Here is a 13721-nt window from a genome sequence, read left to right as displayed (position 1 = left end):
CAACGTTAGGAGGGTTAGCTTGTCCTTACCCCTGCCAAGGCCGCCCTGCGATGTGAGGACTGACCCTGATGAACGTCATTGACCGCGGTCGTGACCACGCCCTTGCTGTGTTCCGGATCGTCGTCGGCGTGTTGTTCGTGTGTCACGGGGCACAGAAGTTGTTCGGTGTGCTGGGCTCGAAGGGAAGCGTGTCCATCACCTCCTGGCCGGCGGGTCCGGCCGGGCTGATCGAACTCGTCGGCGGCGCGCTGATCGTGCTCGGGCTGGGCACGCGGATCGCCGCGCTGATCTCGTCCGGCGCGATGGCGTACGCCTACTTCGTGGTGCACCAGCCCGAGGGGCTGCTGCCGATCCAGAACCACGGCGAACTCGCCGCCGTGTACGCCTGGGTCTTCCTGCTCCTGGTGTTCACCGGCCCCGGCTCCTGGGCGCTGGACAAGGTGATCGCCTCGCGCAAGCAGGACAACCGCTCGGCCACGCTGGCCAACGCCTGACCTGCTGAACGCGGAAGGGGCGGGCGTCACCGGACGCCCGCCCCTTCCGCGTCCGGCGGACCTCGGCCCGCCCACCTGCTCCCGGCCGGCGTCGCTGCCCCGGCGGCCTTAGCTCTCCCGGCCGGTTACTTCTGCCCGATCCGGTAGCGCACGTGCGTCACGAGGTCGGTGCCGCGCACCTCGACCGGTTCCAGCGCCAGGTCGCCGACGTCGGTGAACAGCCGCTCACCCGATCCGAGGACGACCGGCGCGATGTGCAGCCACAGCTCGTCGAGCAGACCGGCGGCCAGGTACTGGTTCACGGTGGCCGCGCCGCCCGCGATCGACACGTCCCGGTCGCCCGCCGCCGCGCGGGCCTGGCGCAGCGCCGACCCGATGCCGTCGGTGACGAAGTGGAACGTGGTCCCGCCGAGCATCTCCACCGGCTCGCGCGGGAAGTGGGTCAGCACGAACACCGGCCCGTGGTACGGCGGTTCGTCGCCCCACCAGCCGCGCCAGTCCAGGTCCCACTCGCCACGGCCGGACGTGAACATGTTGCGGCCCATGACGTACGCGCCGGCCGACGTCAACGCGCGCAGCTCGGCGGGGTGCCGGTCGCCCTGCTCGAACATCCAGCGGTGCAGCTGCTCGCCGCCCGCGCCGAGCGGGGTGTCGAACGACTGGCCCGGACCGGCGACGTAGCCGTCCACCGACACCGCGACACCGCACGTGACCAAGCCCATGGGCACTCCCGGGTGAATTCCACGGCAACCGGCAAAAACGACAAAAGGCCCGCGCGGTACGCGAGCCTTGAGTACGTGGAGACGAGGGGAATCGAACCCCTAACCCCCGCCTTGCAAAGGCGGTGCTCTGCCAATTGAGCTACGTCCCCTCGCGAGGAGCGGCAGCACTCCGCCCGGCGCGGGTTCAGTCGGTCGGAGCGGTGGCCTCGCGCCACAGGTCCGCGTCGGCCTTGGCCGAGCGGTTGCGCTTGACGAAGAACAGGACCGCACCGGCGACGGCGACAAGTGCGATGATCTTCTTCACAGCATTTCCCCTCTGCAATCCTGCGGAACTTCCGGTGGGCCTAGGAGGACTTGAACCTCCGACCTCTTCATTATCAGTGAAGCGCTCTAACCGCCTGAGCTATAGGCCCTCGGGGCAACGACCGCAACAGTACACGATCCACTGTCGTGGCCCCAAATCCGGGGTCACTCGCGTTCGGACAAGGTCACTTCCAGTCCGCCCGCGAGATCCGCCGACACGTTGTAGACGAACGCGCCGACCGTGGCCAGTGCGGTGAACAGCACGATGTTGACCGCGCCGACGATCGCCGCCACGCCGAACACCCGGCCCGCGCTGATCAACGGGTCACCGGTGGCCTCGTTGCCCTGCAACAGGTCGTTCGCGGTGTTGTTGATCTTGTCCCACACGCCCATGCCGTTCAGCACGCCGTAGAGCACGCCCACCGCGACCAGCCAGACGAAGAACAGCGCCACGCTCAGCACCAGCGCCAGCTTCAGCACCGACCACGGGTCGACCCGCTTGACCTGCAAACTCGCCCGGCGCGGACCCCGACCGGGGCGGCGGGTCGACGGCCCGGACTGCGCCGGCCGGCCGTTCGCCGCACCGAGGTTCACCGACGTGCGGGCCGAGCCGAGCAGCCCGCCCGGCGCGCCCGCCCCGCCCACCGCCGGGCGGGCCACCGCCACCGTGTCCGGGTCGGAGGCCGGGTACGCGGGCTGCGACCCGACCTCCACCGTGGCCTGCTCGGGCGCGACGTCACCCGGTCCGACCTGCTGCGCCTCGCCGTAGCGGGCGTCGCTGGTCACGCGCTGCCAGGGCGGCGGCGCGGCCGGTGCCTCCTGCTCGGCCGCCGCGGGCTCCGCCGCCGGGGTCCCGCCCGCCGGCGTGGCGGGCGGGGTGGCGGGCGGCGCGGCGGACCCACCCGATGAGGCCTGCACCGTCGGTTGCTCCGGTGTCGACTCGGCACTGGGCCGGGTGATCACCGCGGTCTTGTCCTCTGGCTTCTCGGGTGAACTCACGAGCAGTCCTCAACCTCTCGTTCGCGCGCTAGTTGGCGGGGTCGCCGTCGACCGGTTCCCCGCCGTCACCACTGGGGACGTCTCCGGCCTCTTCCGCGTTGCGTGCCACCGCGATGAGAGTGGTGCCTTCACCGAGGTTCATCAACCGGACGCCCTTCGTCTGCCTGCCCGCTTTGCGCACCTCCACGGCGCTGGTCCGGATGACCCCGCCGGAGGAGGTGATGGCGTACAGCTCGTCGTCGACGTCGACGATGAGCGCGCCGACAAGCCTCCCACGCCGGCGGTCGTGCTGGATGGTCAGCACGCCCTTGCCGCCGCGACCCTGGACCGGGTAGTCCTCGATCGGCGTGCGCTTGGCGTACCCACCATCGGTGGCCACCAAAACAAACAGGCCCTCCTGCACCACGCCCATCGACAGCAGCTCGTCACCGGAGTTGAACCGCATCCCCAGGACGCCCGAGGTCGCGCGGCCCATCGGCCGCAGCGCCTCGTCGCCGGCGTGGAACCGGATGGACTGGCCGTCCGCCGACACCAGCAGCAGGTCGTCCTCCGCCGAGCAGAGCACCGCACCCACCAGCTCGTCGTCGTCGCGCAGGTTGATGCCGATAAGACCACCCGATCGGTTGGAGTCGAAGTCGGACAGCTTCGACTTCTTCACCAACCCCTTCTTGGTGGCCAGCACCAGGTACGGCGCGACGCCGTAGTTCTTGATCTGGATGACCTGCGCGATCTCCTCGTCCGGCTGGAACGCCAGCAGGTTCGCCACGTGCTGGCCGCGGGCGTTGCGGTTCGCCTCGGGCAGCTCGTAGGCCTTGGCCCGGTACACCCGGCCCTTGTTGGTGAAGAACAGGATCCAGTCGTGCGTGGAGCACACGAAGAAGTGCTGCACGATGTCGTCCTGCTTGAGCTGCGCGCCCTGCACGCCCTTGCCGCCGCGCTTCTGCGAGCGGTACAGGTCGGTCTTGGTGCGCTTGGCGTAGCCCGTGCGGGTGATCGTGACGACGACGTCCTCGACCGCGATCAGGTCTTCCATCGACACGTCGCCGTCGAACGGCACGATCTTCGTGCGCCGGTCGTCGCCGTGCTTCTCCACGATCGCCAGCAGCTCCTCGCGCACGATCGCGCGCTGCCGCTCCGGCTTGTCCAGGATGTCCTTGAGGTCCGCGATCTCGACCTCGATCTCGGCCAACTGGTCGATGATCTTCTGCCGCTCCAGCGCGGCCAGCCGGCGCAGCTGCATCTCCAGGATCGCGTTGGCCTGGATCTCGTCCACGTCGAGCAGCTCGATCAGGCCGGTGCGCGCGATGTCCGGCGTCTGCGACCGGCGGATCAGCGCGATGACCTCGTCCAGGTGGTCGAGCGCCTTGACCAGGCCGCGCAGGATGTGAGCGCGCTCCTCGGCCTTGCGCAGCCGGTAGCGCGTGCGCCGGACGATGACCTCGATCTGGTGCTTCACGTAGTGCCGGATCATCTGGTCCAGGCGCAGCGTGCGCGGCACCCCGTCGACCAGCGACAGCATGTTCACACCGAACGAGTACTGGAGCTGGGTGTGCTTGTAGAGGTTGTTCAGCACGACCTTGGCGACCGCGTCCCGCTTGAGCGTGACCACGATCCGCATGCCGATGCGCTTGTTCGACTCGTCGGCGATGTTCGCGATGCCGGTCAGCTTCTGGTCGCGGACCAGGTTCGCGATGTTCTCCACCAGGTTGTCCGGGTTCACCTGGTAGGGCAGCTCGGTGACGACCAGGATGGTCCGCCCCTTGCCGTCCTCGTCGATCTCCACCACCGCGCGCATCTTCACCGAGCCGCGCCCGGTGCGGTAGGCGTCCTCGATGCCCGAGGTGCCCAGGATCTGCCCGTGGGTCGGGAAGTCCGGCCCCTTGATCCGGGCGATCATCGCCTCCAGGGTCTCCTCGTCGGGAGCCTCCGGGTTGTCCAGCGCCCACACCACGCCGTCCGCGACCTCGCGCAGGTTGTGCGGCGGGATGTTGGTGGCCATCCCGACCGCGATCCCGGACGACCCGTTGATCAGCAGGTTCGGCACCCGCGACGGCAGGACGGTCGGCTCCTGGATCCGCCCGTCGTAGTTGTCCCGGAAGTCGACCGTGTCCTCTTCGATGTCGGCCAGCATCTGCATGGCCAACGGCGTGAGGCGGCATTCTGTGTAGCGCATGGCGGCTGCCGGGTCGTTGCCCTGGGAGCCGAAGTTGCCCTGGCCGTCGATCAGCGGGTAGCGCAGCGCCCACGGCTGGGCGAGGCGGACCAGCGCGTCGTAGATCGCCGAGTCGCCGTGCGGGTGGTAGTTGCCCATCACGTCGCCGACGACGCGGGCGCACTTGTTGTAGCTGCGGTCCGGGCGGAAGCCCGAGTCGTACATCGAGTACAGGACGCGGACGTGCACCGGCTTGAGGCCGTCGCGCACGTCGGGCAGCGCTCGTCCGACGATCACGCTCATGGCGTAGTCGATGTACGAGTTCTGCATCTCCTGCTGGAGATCGCGCGGCTCGGTGCGGTCACCACCGCCAGGAGGCAGCGTCGTCTCAGTCACGGTTCTTCTTTCCTGTTCGCCGGCCGGGGTGGGCTGACCCGGAGTGGGCTGACCCGAAGTGGGCTAACGCGGACGCTCAGACGTCCAGGAACCGCACGCCCTTGGCGTTGCGGGTGATGAACGAGCGGCGTGCCTCGACGTCCTCGCCCATCAGCACGCTGAACAGCTCGTCGGCCGTCGCCGCGTCGTCCATGGTCACCTGGAGCAGCACCCGGTTGGCCGGGTCCATCGTGGTCTCCCACAGCTCCTCGGCGTTCATCTCGCCGAGACCCTTGTAGCGCTGGATGTTGTCGTCCTTGCCGATCCTCTTGCCCGCGGCCAGGCCCTGCTGCATCAGGCCGTCGCGCTCGCGGTCGGAGTAGGCGTACTCCGGCTCCTGCCGCTGCCACTTGATCTTGTACAGCGGCGGCTGCGCGAGGTAGACGTGACCGGTTTCCAGCAGCGGGCGCATGAAGCGGAACAGCAGGGTGAGCAGCAGGGTGCGGATGTGCTGGCCGTCGACGTCGGCGTCGGCCATCAGCACGATCTTGTGGTAGCGCAGCTTGCTCAGGTCGAACTCGTCGTGGATGCCGGTGCCCAGCGCGGTGATCAGCGACTGGACCTCGTTGTTCTTCAGCACGCGGTCGATGCGCGCCTTCTCCACGTTGATGATCTTGCCGCGGATCGGCAGGATCGCCTGGAACATGGAGTCCCGGCCCTCCTTGGCCGAGCCGCCCGCGGAGTCGCCCTCCACGACGTAGAGCTCGCACTCCTCCGGGTTGGTGGAGCGGCAGTCCTTGAGCTTGCCGGGCAGGCCGCCGATGTCCAGCGCGCCCTTGCGGCGGACCAGTTCGCGGGCCTTGCGCGCGGCGATCCGGGCCTGCGCGGACGAGACCGCCTTGGTGACGATGGTCTTGGTCTCGTTCGGGTGGCGCTCGAACCAGTCGGCCAGGTGCTCGTTGGCCGACTTCTGCACGAACGACTTGGCCTCGCTGTTGCCCAGCTTGGTCTTCGTCTGCCCCTCGAACTGGGGCTCCTTGAGCTTGACCGAGATGATCGCGGCCAGGCCCTCGCGGATGTCGTCGCCGGTGAGGTTGGTGTCCTTCTCCTTGAGCAGCTTCTTCTCGCGCGCGTACTCGTTGACCACGCGGGTCAGCGCGGCGCGGAAGCCCTCTTCGTGGGTGCCGCCCTCGTGCGTGTTGATCGTGTTGGCGAAGGTGTACACCGACGGCGTGTAGCCGGTGTTCCACTGCATCGCGACCTCGACCTCGAGGTCCTCGCCCTTGGCCTCGAACGAGATGACCTTCTCGTGCACGGCCTCGCGGGTGTGGTTGATGTGGCGGACGAAGTCCTCCAGCCCACCGGGGTAGTGGAACCTGCGCTCCTTCACCGCCGCCACGTGGCCCTCGGCGTCGGCCTCGACGTCGGCGTCCTGCACGCGCTCGTCGCGCAGGATGATGGTGAGGCCCTTGTTCAGGAACGCCATCTCCTGCAACCGGCGCGAGATGGTCTCGATGTTGTACTCGGTGGTCTCGAAGATGTCCGGGTCCGCCCAGTACGTGATGGTCGTCCCGGTCTCCTCGGTCGCCTCGCCCTGGCGCAGCTCGTGCGCGGGCTTGGTCGCCTCGTAGCGCTGGTTCCACGTGAAACCGTCGGTCTTGATCTCCACGTCGATCGCGGTCGACAGCGCGTTCACCACGGAGATGCCGACGCCGTGCAGGCCGCCGGACACCGCGTAGGAGTCGCTGTCGAACTTGCCGCCCGCGTGCAGCTTGGTCAGCACCACCTCCAGGGTGGGCTTCTGCTCCACGGGGTGCATGCCGACCGGGATGCCGCGGCCGTCGTCGATCACCCGGACGCCGCCGTTGGCCAGCAGGGTGACGTCGACCTTGGTCGCGTACCCGGCCATGGCCTCGTCGACCGAGTTGTCCACGACCTCCCAGATGAGGTGGTGCAGACCGCGCTCGCCGGTGGACCCGATGTACATGCCGGGCCGCTTGCGGACCGCCTCCAGACCCTCTAGGACGGTGATCGAAGACGCGCTGTACTCATTCTTCTTGGCTGCCACGGGCCTGGTGTCTCCTCGGACGTCAAGCGACTCGCCACCGAAGGGTGCGACGCTGCGGTCACGCTATACCCCTCGATTCTACTGGGCGAGACGTCCAGAAACCCACCAAGGACACCTCTGGTTTGCTCACAGACGGCCCAAAGTGAAGACGGAAGGGTCCGCGCGGCGGTTGCCGGGGTGCGAATCGGCTGCTGAGCGCTCACCGCGCCGTAGAATCGCCGCTGACGCCCTCGCGAAGCTCACCCGTAGGTGTCACGTGGTCCGCGACCCGGGACGTGCCTGGGGCCGTAACGCCAGCTGGGGGCCGCCGGCCCCTGCACCTTGAGCTTGTGCACCACGCCGTTGCCGACACCGGCGGCGATGCGCTTCAACAGCTCCCGCTGGAGCAGCCGGAGCTGGGTGGCCCACGCCGTGGAGTCGGCCTGCACGGTCAACTCACCGTCACTGAACGCAACGGGCTGCGCGTGCTCGGCCACGTCCTCGCCGACCAGCTTCGGCCACCGGGCGAACACCTGGCCGCCGGCGAGCCGCTCGGTCCACCCCCGGTCCGCGGCGATCCGCGAGGCCAGCCGGCCCAGCGGCTGGGGGTCCCGGTCGTCCGGGCCCGCGCCCGACCAGCGCCGCCGCCGGCGACGGGCCGCACCCCCGGCGCCGCCCTTGCGGACGGTCCGCGTGCCGCGCTCCTTGGCCGAGGCCCGAGCGGCCTCCAAGGCAGCCCGAGCGAGGTCGGACCCCTTCAATCCACCCTCTTGTGCGACTTCAGGTGTGGACAGGTGCCCTTCTGTGGCCGAGTTATCCACACCATCCACAGGGTTGTCCCCAGATGTGCGTCCAATCACACCCGATTGGCGGATCTCGTCAGGCACGGTGCACCTCCCCGTGGCGAACCTCGAAACGCGCGCCGACGAGCTCCTCGGGCACGTCCTCGGCGACCGCCGCGGTGATGAAGACCTGCTCCGCCGCCGCCGCCACCTTCGCCAGTTGCCGCCGCCGACCCCGGTCGAGCTCGGCGAACACATCGTCCAGCACGAGCACCGGCTCGGCGCCCTCGACACGCAGCATCTCGTAGCCGCCGAGCCGGAGCGCCAAGGCGAAGGACCATGACTCCCCGTGACTGGCGTAGCCCTTCGCGGGCAGCTCGCCGAGCGCCAGCTCCAGGTCGTCGCGGTGCGGACCGACCAGGCACACGCCCCGGTCGATCTCCTGCCCGCGCACCCGGCCCAGCTCGGCCAGCAACGCCTCCTCCAGCTCCGCCCGGTCGTGCGTGCCCGGGAACGCCTCGCCCAGGCTCGACCGGTAGCCGATCACCGCCGGCCGCGACTCCGGGGCCACCTCCGCGTAGGACCGCGCCACGTGCGGCGCGATGTCGGCCACCAGGTCCAGCCGGCCCGCCAGCAGCTCCGCGCCGTGCCGGGCCAGGTGCCCGTCCCACACGTCGAGCGTGCCCACGTCCGCCGACCGCACCGACCGGATGCTCTTGAGCAGCGCGCCGCGCTGCTTGAGCACCCGCTCGTAGTCGCTGCGCACGCCGGCGTACCGAGGCGACCGGCTGGTGAGCAGCTCGTCGAGGAACCGCCGCCGCTCACCGGGGTCGCCGCGCACCAGCGCCAGGTCCTCCGGCGCGAACAGCACGGTGCGCAGGATGCCGAGCACGTCGCGCGGCCGCGGCACCGGACCGCGGTTGATCCGCGCCCGGTTCGCCTTGCCCGCCGTGATCTCCAGCTCGACCAGCAGCTCGCGGCCCTCGTTGACCACCGCCACGCGCACCACCGCGCGCGGCGCGCCGTGCCGGATCAGCGGGGCGTCCGTCGCGACCCGGTGCGACCCGAGGGTGGCCACGTAGCCGAGCGCCTCGACCAGGTTCGTCTTGCCCTGGCCGTTGCGCCCGACGAGCACGCTCACCCCCGGCTCGAACGCCAGGTCCGCCTGCTCCCACGATCTGAAGTCCGCGACTTGCAGGTGTCGGACGTACAAGGCTCAGCTCTGTGTGCTGCCGGAACCGGAAGAGGGACCGGCAGCCTGCACGGCGTGGCCGCCGAACTGGTTGCGCAACGCGGCGACCGCGCGCATGGCGGGCGAGTCGTCCTGGCGGGACGCGAACCGGGCGAACAGCGCGGCGGAGATCACCGGCGCGGGCACCGCGTGGTTGATCGCCTCCTCGACGGTCCACCGGCCCTCGCCCGAGTCCTCCACGTGGCCGCGCAGGTCGTCCAGCTCCGGGTCCGAGTCCAGCGCGCGGACCAGCAGGTCGAGCAGCCAGGACCGGACCACGGTGCCGCGCTGCCACGCCTTGATCGTCGCCGGCACGTCCTCGACCAGCTTCGAGGCCTCCAGCAGTTCGAAGCCCTCGGCGTAGGCCTGCATCAGGCCGTACTCGATGCCGTTGTGCACCATCTTCGCGAAGTGGCCCGCGCCGACCTTGCCGGCGTGCGCGAAGCCCTCCTCGCGCGGACCCTCCGGGCGCAGCGCGTCGAAGATCGGCATCGCCCGCTCGACGTGCTCGGCCTCGCCGCCGACCATCAGGCCGTAGCCGTTCTCCAGCCCCCACACGCCGCCGGACACGCCGGCGTCGACGTAGGCGACCCCCTTGGCGTCCAGCGCCTCGGCGTTCTTCGAGTCGTCGGTGAACCGCGAGTTGCCGCCGTCGATCACCAGGTCGCCGGGCGCCAGCAGGTCGCCGAGCTCGGCGATGGTCTGCCGGGTGATGTCACCGGCCGGCACCATCACCCACACCACGCGCGGCGCGGCGAGCCGGTCCACCATGTCGGCCAGCGAGTCGGCGTCGGTCACGTCCGGGTTGCGGTCGTAGCCCACCACCTCGTGCCCCGCGCGGCGGATCCGCTCGCGCATGTTGAAGCCCATCTTGCCGAGGCCGACGAGTCCGAGCTGCACGGTCGTGTTCTCCCCTGGGGTCTTGGGTGATCAGCGGATCTGGGTGATCAGCCGGGCAGGCGCACGGGCATGAGCAGGTACAGGTAGCCGGGCGCCACGTTGCCATCCTCGTCCACCGGCTTGAGCAGCGCCGGGCGGCTGGGGGTGGTGAACGACAGGTGCGCCTTGGGGGTGCGCACGGCCTGGAGGCCCTCGTGCAGGTAGGTCGGGTTGAACGCGATGGTGACCGCGTCGCCGGTGTAGTCGACCGGGAGCTCCTCCTCGGCGCTGCCCTCGTCGTCACCGCCGGCGGAGAGCTTGAGCGCCGAGTCGGCGAACTCCAGCCGGACCTGCGTGCCGCGCTCGGCGACCAGCGAGACCCGCTTGATCGCCTGCACCAGCGAGTCGACCTCGATCACCGCGGCCGCCGAGTGCTCGGTCGGCAGCAGCTGGCGGTACTTCGGGAAGTCGGCGTCGAGCAGCCGGGTGGTGGTCCGCCGGCCGGTGCCGGACAGGCCGAGCAGGCCGTCGTTGGCGGCGAGCGAGAGCTCGATCTTCGCGCCGGACGCGCCGAGCGTCTTCGCGGCGTCGTTGAGCGTCTTGGCCGGGACGAGGACGGCGACCTCGCCGAGCGACTCGTCGGGCTGCCAGTCGAACTCGCGCATCGCGAGCCGGAACCGGTCGGTGGCGACCAGGGTCACCTTGCCCTCGCCGATCTCCAGCCGGACACCGGTCAGCATCGGCAGCGTGTCGTCCTTGCCCGCCGCGACGGCGACCTGCGACACGGCCTCGCCGAACACCTCGCCGGGGAGCTGGCCCGCGACCTGCGGCATGGACGGCAGCTGGGGGTAGTCCTCGACCGGCATGGTCGGCAGCGAGAAGCGCGCCGAGCCGCAGCTGATCGTCATCCGGGAGCCGTCCACCGCGATCTCGACCGGGTGGTTGGGCAGCGCCTTGGTGATGTCCGCGAGCAGCCGGCCGGAGACCAGCGCCTTGCCGCCGTCCGCGATCGTGGCCGGCACGCCGCACTGCGCCGAGACCTCGTAGTCGAACCCGGAGACGGTGAGCGCCTCGCCGGAGCCGTCCTCCGCCCCGGCGTCGAGCAGAACACCACCGAGCACCGGGACCGGCGGCCGGGACGGCAGGCTGCGCGCGACCCAGGCGACGGCGTCGGCCAGGCCGTCGCGCTCGACGCGGATCTTCATGAGGCGTCCTCTCTCAAAGTCCTCAAGTCGGCATGGTCCACGACAACAGCGAGCGTTGCGGTGGGGGTTGGGGAGCCGCGTCCCTCGCCGGATCGTTCCGACCATCGGCGCGGAGGCTCAACCGTAGAGCGTCGGGGCGCGGTTCGTCACCTCGGGGCCACACCCGGGTTCCCCCGGGGACGGGGCGCTGTCCCCGGGCCCGACCCCCGCTGTTTTTTCTTTGTTCTTCTCTTCAAGGGAAGACAACAGCAACAGCAGTAGGGGCTGTGGATTGTGTGGACAACAGGCGTTCTCGCAGCTTGTCACCCCCATGGAGGTGTGGACGAACACGGGTTGTCACCCGGGGACAGATCGCCGCACCCGGGGAGAACTACGGCGGTGCTCCGTTCGGTCCACAGTTGAGCCGAGTTGTCCCCGGGTGTATCCCCGGGTGTGGGCCGAGTTGTACCCGGGTGCTGCACAGGGTGATCGTGGCCTGGATCTCGCCCGATCAGTGCTTTTCCAGGCCTGTGGACAACGTCGAAGCCGCCGGTTCACCCGCGCAACACCCGCCGCCACCCGGGTTCCGCCCCGGGTTCGAGCCGCCGCCCAGCCCGTTCCCGGGCCCTCCGGACGGCCGTCGCGGGCCCGGATCCGGCCCTCCGCGAGCGCCTTCCGGACCCCCGCGGCGGGCCCGGCCCGGTCCGTCCGGCACCCGGGTGCGAGCCGTGCGCGGGCCGGCCGCACCCGGGTGCGGGACCGATCCGCGCCGGCCGCACCCGGGTGCGCCGCGATCGACCGCCGGCCGCACCCGGGTGCCGGACGGGTCCGCGCGGGCCGCAGCCGGGTGCCGGACGCCGCACCCGGGTGCGGCGCGGGCGGACGGCGAACAGCCCCGCCTCCGGGTCGGAGGCGGGGCTGTCGGTGGTGTCCGGTGCGGACTCGCCGGGCGGTGCGGCGGGCCGCGGTGGCCGTCGGTGAGGCGGTGGGGACGACTCAGGGGGTGTGGCGGGCGCGCTGCTTGATGCGCGACGTCAGCTCCTGCACCTGTTCGTACACCCGGCGGCGCTCGGCCATCTCCTTGCGGATCTTCTTGTCCGCGTGCATGACCGTCGTGTGGTCACGGCCGCCGAACGTCTGGCCGATCTTCGGCAGCGACAGGTCGGTCAGCTCGCGGCACAGGTACATGGAGATCTGCCGGGCCTGGGCGAGCACCTTCGTCTTGCCGGGCCCGCACAGGTCGTCCATGGACACGCTGAAGAACTCGGCGGTGACGGCCATGATCGTCGGCGCGGTGATCTCCGGCGCGTGCGAGTCCGGGATGAGGTCGCGCAGCACGATCTCGGCCAGCTGGATGTCCACCGGCTGCCGGTTCAGCGACGCGAACGCGGTGACCCGGATGAGCGCGCCCTCCAGCTCGCGGATGTTGCGCTCGATCCGCGAGGCGATGAACTCCAGCACGTCGGCGGGCGCGGCCAGCCGGTCCTGGGCGGCCTTCTTGCGCAGGATCGCGATCCGGGTCTCCAGCTCGGGCGGCTGGATGTCGGTGATCAGGCCCCACTCGAACCGGGTGCGCAGCCGGTCCTCCAGCGTCTCCAGCCGCTTGGGCGGCCGGTCGGAGGAGACCACGATCTGCTTGTTCGAGTTGTGCAGCGTGTTGAAGGTGTGGAAGAACTCCTCCTGGGTGCCTTCCTTGCCCTCCAGGAACTGGATGTCGTCCACCAGCAGCACGTCGATGTCCCGGTACCGCCGCTGGAACGCGACCTTCCGGTCGTCGCGCAGCGAGTTGATGAAGTCGTTCGTGAACTCCTCGGTCGACACGTACCGCACCCGCATGCCGGGGAACAGCCGCTGGGCGTAGTGCCCGACCGCGTGCAGCAGGTGGGTCTTGCCCAGCCCGGACTCGCCCCAGATGAACAGCGGGTTGTAGGCGCGGGCGGGTGCCTCGGCGACCGCGACCGCCGCCGCGTGGGCGAACCGGTTGGACGCGCCGATCACGAAGGTGTCGAAGTTGTACTTCTCGTTGAGCCGGGTCTGCGACGAGGCCGGGTTCGCGGGCCGGGTGAACGGCGTGCCGCTCGGCGCACCGCCGCTGAACGTGGGCCAGATCTCGGTGACGGCGGCGAGCGCGTCGCCCTCCTCGTCCACCTCTTCGTCGGTCTCGGAGTCCTCGGACCCGAGCGGGAGCTCGGCGGGGCCGAGGCCGTTGGTCGGCGGACCCGGCACGGGCATCGGCATCGGCTTGATGCCGGGCACCGGGATCGGCGTGGTCGGCGGGCCGTTCACCGGTTCGGGTGAGTCGACCTTCACCGCCAGGGACACCGCGCGGCCCAGCCGGCGCGACAGCGCGGCCGTGATCGGCTCGCGCAACGCCCGCTCGATCGCCTCTTTCGCGAAATCGGACGGCGCGGCCAGCAACGCGGTCCCGTCGAGCAGACCGATGGGGCGGGTCACGCGCATCCAGGCGCGCTGCTGCGGGGACAACGTGCTGGCGGCCAGCTCCTGCACGACCTGCTCCCACACGCGACCCAGGTCGGCCTGGTGGTCGGACAA

The 13721-nt window shown here is 70.3% G+C and carries 10 protein-coding genes, 2 tRNA genes and 1 pseudogene; 1 reads left to right on the top strand and 12 read right to left on the bottom strand.

Annotation, left to right across the window (positions count from 1 at the left end; all coding sequences use genetic code 11):
- Window positions 1–68 precede the first annotated feature (68 nt).
- Window positions 69–494 carry a DoxX family protein gene (locus tag BN6_RS00060; protein WP_015097459.1) on the top strand — a complete coding sequence of 142 codons (426 nt, stop codon included), beginning with the start codon at window positions 69–71 and terminating at the stop codon, window positions 492–494.
- Window positions 495–619: 125 nt separating this feature from the next.
- Here BN6_RS00060 and BN6_RS00055 read toward each other — a convergent pair whose 3' ends face one another.
- From BN6_RS00055 to dnaA, 12 genes and pseudogenes are all read right to left on the bottom strand, one after another.
- On the bottom strand, window positions 620–1216 hold the full coding sequence (locus BN6_RS00055; RefSeq protein ID WP_015097458.1) for a dihydrofolate reductase family protein: 597 nt from the start codon (window positions 1214–1216) through the stop codon (window positions 620–622).
- Window positions 1217–1292: 76 nt separating this feature from the next.
- A tRNA-Ala gene (locus tag BN6_RS00050) sits at window positions 1293–1365 on the bottom strand.
- Window positions 1366–1403: 38 nt separating this feature from the next.
- Window positions 1404–1520: pseudogene (locus tag BN6_RS48300) on the bottom strand (DLW-39 family protein); the annotation flags it as partial.
- Between the two features lie 35 nt (window positions 1521–1555).
- Window positions 1556–1629: transfer RNA gene (locus BN6_RS00045), tRNA-Ile, on the bottom strand.
- Between the two features lie 55 nt (window positions 1630–1684).
- A complete protein-coding gene (locus BN6_RS00040; RefSeq protein ID WP_015097456.1) occupies window positions 1685–2518 on the bottom strand; it encodes a DUF3566 domain-containing protein in 834 nt (277 codons plus the stop codon).
- Window positions 2519–2546: 28 nt separating this feature from the next.
- The gene (gene gyrA, locus BN6_RS00035) at window positions 2547–5066 is read right to left on the bottom strand and encodes a DNA gyrase subunit A (protein ID WP_015097455.1); all 2520 of its coding nucleotides are present in this window, start codon (window positions 5064–5066) and stop codon (window positions 2547–2549) included.
- Window positions 5067–5142: 76 nt separating this feature from the next.
- On the bottom strand, window positions 5143–7113 hold the full coding sequence (gyrB, locus tag BN6_RS00030) for a DNA topoisomerase (ATP-hydrolyzing) subunit B (protein WP_015097454.1): 1971 nt from the start codon (window positions 7111–7113) through the stop codon (window positions 5143–5145).
- Between the two features lie 239 nt (window positions 7114–7352).
- Window positions 7353–7979, bottom strand: a complete 627-nt coding sequence (locus BN6_RS00025; RefSeq protein WP_015097453.1) for a DUF721 domain-containing protein — start codon at window positions 7977–7979, stop codon at window positions 7353–7355.
- On the bottom strand, window positions 7972–9087 hold the full coding sequence (recF, locus tag BN6_RS00020) for a DNA replication/repair protein RecF (protein ID WP_015097452.1): 1116 nt from the start codon (window positions 9085–9087) through the stop codon (window positions 7972–7974). Before recF ends, BN6_RS00025 begins: the two co-directional genes overlap by 8 nt.
- 3 nt (window positions 9088–9090) lie before the next feature.
- Window positions 9091–10005 carry a phosphogluconate dehydrogenase (NAD(+)-dependent, decarboxylating) gene (gnd, locus tag BN6_RS00015; RefSeq protein WP_015097451.1) on the bottom strand — a complete coding sequence of 305 codons (915 nt, stop codon included), beginning with the start codon at window positions 10003–10005 and terminating at the stop codon, window positions 9091–9093.
- Between the two features lie 47 nt (window positions 10006–10052).
- A complete protein-coding gene (dnaN, locus tag BN6_RS00010; protein ID WP_015097450.1) occupies window positions 10053–11189 on the bottom strand; it encodes a DNA polymerase III subunit beta in 1137 nt (378 codons plus the stop codon).
- Window positions 11190–12164: 975 nt separating this feature from the next.
- The gene (dnaA, locus tag BN6_RS00005; RefSeq protein WP_015097449.1) at window positions 12165–13721 is read right to left on the bottom strand and encodes a chromosomal replication initiator protein DnaA; all 1557 of its coding nucleotides are present in this window, start codon (window positions 13719–13721) and stop codon (window positions 12165–12167) included.

The sequence above is a fragment of the Saccharothrix espanaensis DSM 44229 genome (genome assembly GCF_000328705.1).
GTDB lineage: Bacteria > Actinomycetota > Actinomycetes > Mycobacteriales > Pseudonocardiaceae > Actinosynnema > Actinosynnema espanaense.
Note: the sequence above shows the minus strand (reverse complement) of the source record. Positions and strands in the feature narration are given on the sequence as shown.

What these genes read in the sequence shown, in the direction of transcription:
- BN6_RS00060 (WP_015097459.1), top strand. Translation starts at nt 69, where the DNA reads ATGAACGTCATTGACCGCGGTCGTGACCACGCCCTTGCTGTGTTCCGG.
- BN6_RS00055 (WP_015097458.1), bottom strand. Translation starts at nt 1,216, where the DNA reads ATGGGCTTGGTCACGTGCGGTGTCGCGGTGTCGGTGGACGGCTACGTC.
- dnaN (WP_015097450.1), bottom strand. Translation starts at nt 11,189, where the DNA reads ATGAAGATCCGCGTCGAGCGCGACGGCCTGGCCGACGCCGTCGCCTGG.